Genomic DNA, 7,398 nt, shown 5'->3' on the forward strand with positions numbered 1-7,398 from the left:
GCCCCGGGCCTCGCCGCCCTGGTGGCGGCGAGCTTCCTGATCGGCGTGCTGTCGACGGCGGCCCAGCAGGCGGTGCCCTTCGCCGCCGAACTCGCGCCCGACGCGACCCGCGGGCGGATGGTCGGGCAGGTGATGACCGGGCTCCTGCTCGGCATCCTGCTCGCGCGCACGCTGAGCGGTTTCGTCGGCGGCTGGTTCGGCTGGCGGGCGATGTTTTCCGCCGCGGCCGGGCTGTCGGTGGGGCTCGCCCTGCTCGCCGGGCTGACGCTGCCGCGCATTCCGGCCGCGACTGGGCTGTCCTACGGCCGGCTGATGGCCTCGGTGGTCGATCTCGCCCGCAGCCAGCCGGCCCTGCGCCGCGCCGCGCTCTCGCAGGCGCTGCTGTTCGCCGCCTTCAACGCCTTCTGGACCAGCCTCGCGCTGTTCGTGGAGGGACCGCCCTTCGGGCTCACCCCGGCGGGCGCGGGGCTCTTCGGGCTGATCGGGGCGGCCGGCGCCCTGTGCGCGCCGCTCGCCGGGCGCTTCGCCGACACCAAGAGTCCGCGGCCCGTGGTGATCGGCGGCGCCGCGCTCACGCTCCTGGCCTTCGCGGTGTTCGGGCTCTTCGGCGGCCGGGCCCTGGCGGGCATCGTGGCCGGCGTGCTCCTGATCGACATCGGCATCAACACGGCGCTGATCGCCAACCAGACCCGGGTCTACGCGCTCGCGGCCGGGGCGCGGGGCCGGATCAACACCGTGTTCTTCACGGCGATCTTCGTCGGCGGCGCGCTCGGCGCCTCGGCGGGCACCCGCGCCTTCGCGGCCGGCGGCTGGCCGCTCCTGTGCCTCGTGGGCGGTGCCTTCGCGGGGGCCGCGCTGCTGGTGCCGCTGATCGAGGGGAAGGATGGTCCGCCGCGGGCCTGACCCAGCGGCCGGCTCTCACCCGGCCCCACCGTCCTGCCGCGGGACCCCGTCTTCCCGTGCGGCAGAAGCATGGCAAGCGGCCCATGCGGCGGCATGGCAAGAGCCAAGAAATTGCCGTTCAACTCAGGTCTGAGGTGGAATCTCAGACGCCGGAATAGATGAACTCATCAAGTGATCCGCGAGAATGCGGGCCGGTCCCGGGAGTGCATCCGCGGCGCGAGCGACGAGCCGCAACTGCCGCAAGGCCCACGGCTCGTCGATGGCGATGCCGAGCACGCCGAACTGTTTTAGGTAAGGAACGATCATGCGATCGGGCATCACGTTCACCGCGAGACCTGCTGCGACGAGCCGGCGGGCGGCGTCCATGGATGTGACGCGGTAGCGGTAGTCGGGTTTGCGACCGAGATCCTGGGCCGCCTCCGTCAGGAGCAGCGACAGCGCCCCGATCTCCAGCACGTCGACGAGGGGATGCTCCAGCACCTCGGCGAAACGCAAAGCGGTCCGGCTTGCCAGCGGGTGGTCGAGCGAGACGATGGCGAGCAGCCGGTCCTCACGCCACGGTCGCGCGTCCAGGCCTGCGGGAATCCGCGCCTTGGTCGTGACGATGCCGATATCCGACCGCCCCTCGATCAACTCCTGCAGGATCAGGGCGCTGGTCAACTCGCGCAGCTCCACGACGATGCGCGGGTGCAGGCGACCGAACGAGGCGAGGCGATCGGCCAGGTCGTGCCCGCCGATGCAGGAGGCGGTGGCGAGGAGCCGCACGCTGCCGCCGCCGCCCGCCGCGAACGCATCCATATCCCCTTCGAGCCGGCGCGCCAGATCCATCAGGCTGCGGGCGTGGCGCGCGAAGACCTCGCCGGCCGCCGTGGGGACGATTCCGCGAGCATGCCGCTTGATGAGGCCGACGCGGGCCTGAGCCTCCAGCATCTGGATGCGCTTGGCGGCGGCCGAGTTGGCGATGCCGCACCGCTCGGCCGCCTTGGCGATGCTGCCGAGGTCGATGGCCGTCAGGAGCAGCCGCAGGCTCGTCCAATCCGGCGGTGACGTGCTCACGGTGAAGCTCCGGTGACCCATGGGTAGCATCCGCGCTTCGCGGAAGCTGACCCCGTGAATAAGCGATTCTCATCCGCAGTATACGGACGTATTCCCGGATCAAGAAATCATCCGGTGAGGAAACGATGTCCACGGACGGCAAGCACCGCACCGTCGCCCTTCGCGAGGTCGGCCCCAGGGACGGGCTGCAGATGGCGAAGGCGATCATGCCGACAGCTTCCAAGCTCGCCTGGATCGACGCCATGGCGACCGCCGGCGTGAGCGAGATGGAAGTCGCGAGCTTCGTGCCGCCCAGCATCATGCCTCAGATGGCCGATGCGGCCGAGGTGACGCGGGCGGTGCGGCAGCGCCACCCGGCCCTGACCGTCATCGCCCTCGCGCCGAACCTCAGGGGCGCGCAGAACGCCGCCGCGGCCGGTGCGCAGGTCATCGTCGTGCCGGTCTCGGCCAGCGAGGCCCACAGCCGCGCCAACGTTCGCCGCAGCCGCGACGAGCAGGTGGCCGAGGTCGCCCGCATCACGGCCCTCGCGGCCACGCTCGGACCCGATCGGCCGCGGATCGAGGCTGGGATCTCCACCGCCTTCGGCTGCTCGCTCCAGGGCGCCGTGCCCGAGGACGACGTGGCGCGCCTCGCGAGCGCCCTGGCGGAGGTGGGCGCCGACACGGTCAGCCTCGCCGACACGCTCGGCTACGCCGTTCCCGCGCAGGTGAAGCGGCTGGTCCGCTGCCTGCGCGCCGAGGTCGGGGCAGGACGCTTCGGCCATCTGCACCTGCACGATACCCTCGGGATGGCCCTCGCCAATGCCTATGCGGGCCTCGAGGAGGGCGTGCGCGGCTTCGATGCCGCTCTCGGCGGCCTCGGCGGCTGTCCGTTCGCTCCGGGCTCGGTCGGCAACGCGGCGACCGAGGACCTCGTCTACCTGCTCGAATCCGAGGGTCACGACACCGGAATCGACCTGCCGGGCCTCATCGCGGCGCGGGCGCTGCTCGCCGACCTGCTTCCGTCCGAACGTCTCCACGGGCGCCTCGCCGCCGCAGGCGTTCCGCGCACCTACCACCCTGCGGCAGCGGCACGCGCCTCATTCCTTGAGGCCGCACACTGATCGTCAGCGAGGACAACGCCATGTCGCACGACGCCAAATCTCACGACACCACGTCTCACGCCCCTCGCACAGCTCAGCGCCTGCCCTTGTCCGGCATCCGGGTCATCGAGTTCAGCCACATGGTCATGGGGCCGAGCTGCGGCATGATCCTGGCCGATCTCGGCGCCGACGTGATCAAGATCGAGCCTGCCCCCGGCGGGGACAACACCCGGCGGCTGACCGGACCCGCGGTCGGCTTCTTCCCGGCCTTCAACCGCAACAAGCGCAGCCTGTGCGTGGACCTGAAGTCCCCGGACGGCCTCGCGCTCGTGCGCAGGCTCGCCGTCGATGCCGACGTCGTGGTGGAGAACTTCCGCCCCGGCGCCATGGACAGGATGGGGCTCGGGCGCGAGGCGCTCCAGGCCGACAATCCCGGCCTCGTCTACTGCTCGCTCAAGGGTTTTCTGCCCGGGCCCTACGAGCACCGCGCGGCGCTGGACGAGGTGGTGCAGATGATGGGCGGCTTGGCCTACATGACCGGCCCGCCCGGTCGTCCCCTGCGCGCCGGCTCGTCGGTGAACGACATCATGGGGGGGCTGTTCGGCGCCCTCGCGGTGCTCGCGGCGCTTCGCGAGCGCGATCTCACCGGCCGGGGCGGCCTCGTCCAGTCCGGCCTGTTCGAGACCAACATGGTGCTGATGGCCCAGCACATGGCCCGCACCGCCGTCGAGGGACGCGATCCGCCCCCCTTCGGCGATCCCGCGATGAGGAAGCCGTGGCCGCTCTACGACATCTTCGACACACGCGACGGCGAGCAGGTGTTCGTCGGGGTGGTCACCGAGACCCAGTGGCGCGGCTTCTGCGACGCCTTCGCGCTCGACGATCTCGCGCAGGATCCGGCCCTCGCGCGCATGGCGGACCTCGCGGCGGCTCGCCCCCGCATCCTGGCCCGGGTGGGAGCGGTGTTCGCGACGCTCGACAAGGCGGAACTGATGGCGCGCTGCGAGGCGCTCGGGCTGCCCTTCTCGCCGATCAACCGGCCCGGCGATCTGTTCGACGATCCGCATCTCCTCGCGTCCGGCGGCCTCCTGCCCACCGACCTCACCCGGGCGCGGCCCGACGAGGCCTTCCGGCCGGCCACGGACAATGCGGGCCTGCCCGCCCTGCCGATCTCCCTGTTCGACGGCCGTCCCGGTCTCACGCGCCAGCCCCCGCGGGTGGGCGAGCACGGGCGGGACATCGCCCGGGAGCTCGGTCTGCGCGAGGACGAGGTGGCGGCGCTCATCGAGGCCGGCGTCCTGGTGGCACCGGACGTGCCCGCGATGGAGCCGACCTGATCGAAGTAGAGACGGCCGTTCGCGGCGTCACCGTACCGCCAAAAAGCCAAATCCCAGAGAAGATCACGCCTAGGCTCCGTCGACACGGCGAGCATTCGGCCTGCTTCTCATGCCCAGAAACCGTCTATCTCAGCGCAAGGTCCAAGACATCCTGCTGGATCGCTGAACGACGAAGCCGTGCATCTGTCGAACAACGGGCGGCGAACAGCCCGGATCGATCCATCCGGAGGAATTCATGAAAGCGATCTCTGTCACCGACGTCGGCGTGGTCGCCGACGCGACGGCTCCGCCGCAGAGCGAGGCCGGCGCGGCCGCGATCTCCGCCCGGCTCGACCGGCTTCCGGCATCTCGGCCGATCTGGCGGGTCGTCGTGCTGATCAGCCTCGGCCTGTTCTTCGAACTCTACGACCTCTTCCTCACCGGCTACGTGACGCCCGGTCTGGTCAAGGCCGGCATCCTCAGCGCCAAGGCCGCGTCCCTCTCCGACGCAACGTCGCCCTGGCACTTCATCACGCTCCTGTTCTCCGGTCGGGCGAGCTTCATCGCCGCCCTCTTCTCCGGTCTGTTCATCGGCACGCTCTGCTGCGGCTTCCTGGCGGACCGGTTCGGCCGCAAGGCGGTCTTCACCTACTCGCTGCTGTGGTACTCGGCTGCGAACGCCATCATGGCCTTCCAGTCCACGGCGTTCGACGTCAACCTCTGGCGCTTCATCGCAGGGCTCGGCATCGGCGTCGAGATCGTCACCATCGGCAGCTACATCACCGAGCTGGTGCCCAAGCACATGCGGGGGCGCGCCTCGGCACTGTCGCAGGCCATCGGCTTCCTCTCCGTCCCGGTGGTCGCCTTCCTGTCCTACCTGCTGGTGCCGACGGCCCCCCTTGGGTTCGACGGCTGGCGCTGGGTCGTGCTGGTCGGCGCCGGAGGCGCCCTGGTGATCTGGTGGATCCGCCGCAGCCTGCCCGAGAGTCCCCGCTGGCTCGCCTCGAAGGGGCGGATCGCCGAGGCCGATGCCATCCTGCGTCAGCTCGAGAGCAAGGTTCGCCAGGAGACCGGCCGGACCCTGCCCGCGCCGGAGCCGGTCGCGGTCGCGGCGGCCGAGACGGAGCGGTTCAGCGACATCTGGAAGCCGCCGTATCGCCGGCGCACCGTGATGATGCTGATCTTCCATGTTTTTCAGACGGTCGCCTATTACGGCTTCGCGAACTGGGTGCCGTCCCTGCTGATCAAGCACGGCATCACCGTCACCACGAGCCTCGGCTACACCAGCATCATCGCCCTGGCCGCGCCGGTCGGCCCCCTGATCGGGCTCTTCGTCGCCGACCGGTACGAGCGCAGGACCGTGATCCTCGCCATGGCGGGCATCATCGTGGTCGCCGGCCTCGCGTTCTCGCAGCAGACCGACATGCTCGGCATCCTGATCGCCGGTCTCACCATCACGCTGGCCGCCAACACGCTCTCCTTCACCTACCATGCCTATCAGGCCGAGCTCTACCCGACGCGCATCCGCGCCCGGGCCGTCGGCTTCGTGTATTCGTGGAGCCGGTTCTCCGCGATCTTCACGGCGTTCATCCTCGAATACCTGCTGAACCACGCCGGCGTGACGGGCGTGTTCCTCTTCACCTCCACCTGCATGGTCATCACCATGGTGGCGGTCGGCGTCCTCGGTCCCCGCACCAAGGATGTCTCCCTGGAGACTCTGTCCCGGTGAGAGCCCGCTCCGGACCGGTCGCGAGGCGCCCGGTCCGGAGTGCAACGGGTTCTGCCCGCTCCGTCGAACAGTCGATCCATCCCGACCCCAACCGATGCCGCAGGCCGGTCCCGGCGATCGACAGCCCCTTCCGGCCACCCATCCTCCAGGAGGACACCATGGGACCCTTCCCGCACGACGCACCGCCCGCCACCATCAGCGCCCACAATCCCGCCGGCACGGACGGCTTCGAGTTCGTCGAATTCGCGCACCGCGATCCCGCACTGCTCGAAAAGCTGTTCGAGAGCATGGGCTTTGCCGAGGTGGCGCGCCACAGGAGCCGCGACATCTCGCTCTATCGGCAAGGCGACATCACCTACGTCGTCAACCGGGAGCGCGAGGGCCATACCGGCCGCTTCGTCGACGCGCACGGCCCCTGCGCCGCCGCCATGGCCTGGCGGGTCGTCGATGCGCGGCACGCCCTCGCGCGGGCCGTCGAACTCGGCGCCACGGAATACAGGGGGTCGTACAAGACGATCGATGCGCCGGCGGTTCTCGGCATCGGCGGCTCGCTGCTCTACTTCGTCGATCGCTACGGCGCGAAGGGCTCGCCCTACGCGGCCGACTTCGTCTGGCTGGGCGAGGAAGACCCCAAGCCCTTCGGCGTCGGCTTCTTCTACCTCGATCACCTGACGCACAACGTCCGGCGCGGCAACATGGACACGTGGTACAAATTCTACGCCGAGACGTTCAACTTCCGCGAGATCCGCTACTTCGACATTTCCGGCAAGCTCACCGGCCTGACCAGCCGGGCGCTGACGTCGCCGTGCGGCAAGATCCGGATTCCGATCAACGAGAGCGCGGACGACAAGAGCCAGATCGAAGAATACCTGAACGAGTACAAGGGCGAGGGCATCCAGCACATCGCCGTGGCGACGAACGACATCTACGCGGCCACCGACGCGATCGCGGCGCGCGGGCTGGAGTTCATGCCGGGACCGCCGGACATCTACTACGCACGCTCGCACGCGCGGGTCAGCGGCCACACCGAGCCCCTCGACCGGCTGAAGAAGCACGGCATCCTGATCGACGGCGAGGGCGTGGTGGACGGCGGCATGACGCGCATCCTCCTGCAGATCTTCTCCAAGACGGTGATCGGGCCGATCTTCTTCGAGTTCATCCAGCGCAAGGGCGACGACGGCTTCGGCGAGGGCAACTTCAAGGCCCTGTTCGAGTCGATCGAGGCCGACCAGATCCAGCGCGGCGTGCTGACGACGTAGGACCGGGCGCCGCCGGCGGGGGCGGGGCTCACCGCCGACGGTGGTGCCCGACG

General features: G+C 69.8%; 6 protein-coding genes. 5 read left to right on the plus strand and 1 reads right to left on the minus strand.

The features are described 5' to 3' along the window. Nucleotides 1–903: MFS transporter (locus tag ACKUB9_RS23770; protein WP_410825924.1), on the plus strand; the 903-nt coding region annotated here is incomplete at its 5' end. Nucleotides 904–1,026: 123 nt separating this feature from the next. Here the strand turns inward: ACKUB9_RS23770 and ACKUB9_RS23775 are convergent. Beyond that, on the minus strand, nt 1,027–1,989 hold the full coding sequence (locus ACKUB9_RS23775; RefSeq protein ID WP_407527591.1) for a LysR family transcriptional regulator: 963 nt from the start codon (nt 1,987–1,989) through the stop codon (nt 1,027–1,029). 95 nt (nt 1,990–2,084) lie between these two features. Between ACKUB9_RS23775 and ACKUB9_RS23780 the strand changes: the two genes are divergently transcribed. From ACKUB9_RS23780 to hppD, 4 genes are all read left to right on the plus strand, one after another. Then, a complete protein-coding gene (locus tag ACKUB9_RS23780) occupies nt 2,085–3,062 on the plus strand; it encodes a hydroxymethylglutaryl-CoA lyase (protein WP_407527594.1) in 978 nt (325 codons plus the stop codon). A gap of 20 nt (nt 3,063–3,082) precedes the next feature. Further along, a complete protein-coding gene (locus tag ACKUB9_RS23785; protein WP_407527597.1) occupies nt 3,083–4,378 on the plus strand; it encodes a CaiB/BaiF CoA transferase family protein in 1,296 nt (431 codons plus the stop codon). Between the two features lie 235 nt (nt 4,379–4,613). Next, nucleotides 4,614–6,086: an MFS transporter gene (locus tag ACKUB9_RS23790; protein ID WP_407527600.1), complete on the plus strand. Its 1,473-nt coding sequence runs from the start codon at nt 4,614–4,616 to the stop codon at nt 6,084–6,086. 158 nt (nt 6,087–6,244) lie between these two features. Next, nucleotides 6,245–7,345 (plus strand): 4-hydroxyphenylpyruvate dioxygenase, encoded by a 1,101-nt coding sequence (gene hppD / locus ACKUB9_RS23795; RefSeq protein WP_407527603.1) that lies wholly within the window; start codon nt 6,245–6,247, stop codon nt 7,343–7,345. Nucleotides 7,346–7,398 lie beyond the last annotated feature (53 nt).

This window comes from Methylobacterium oryzisoli (genome assembly GCF_046557895.1).
GTDB classification, from domain to species: Bacteria; Pseudomonadota; Alphaproteobacteria; order Rhizobiales; family Beijerinckiaceae; genus Methylobacterium; species Methylobacterium oryzisoli.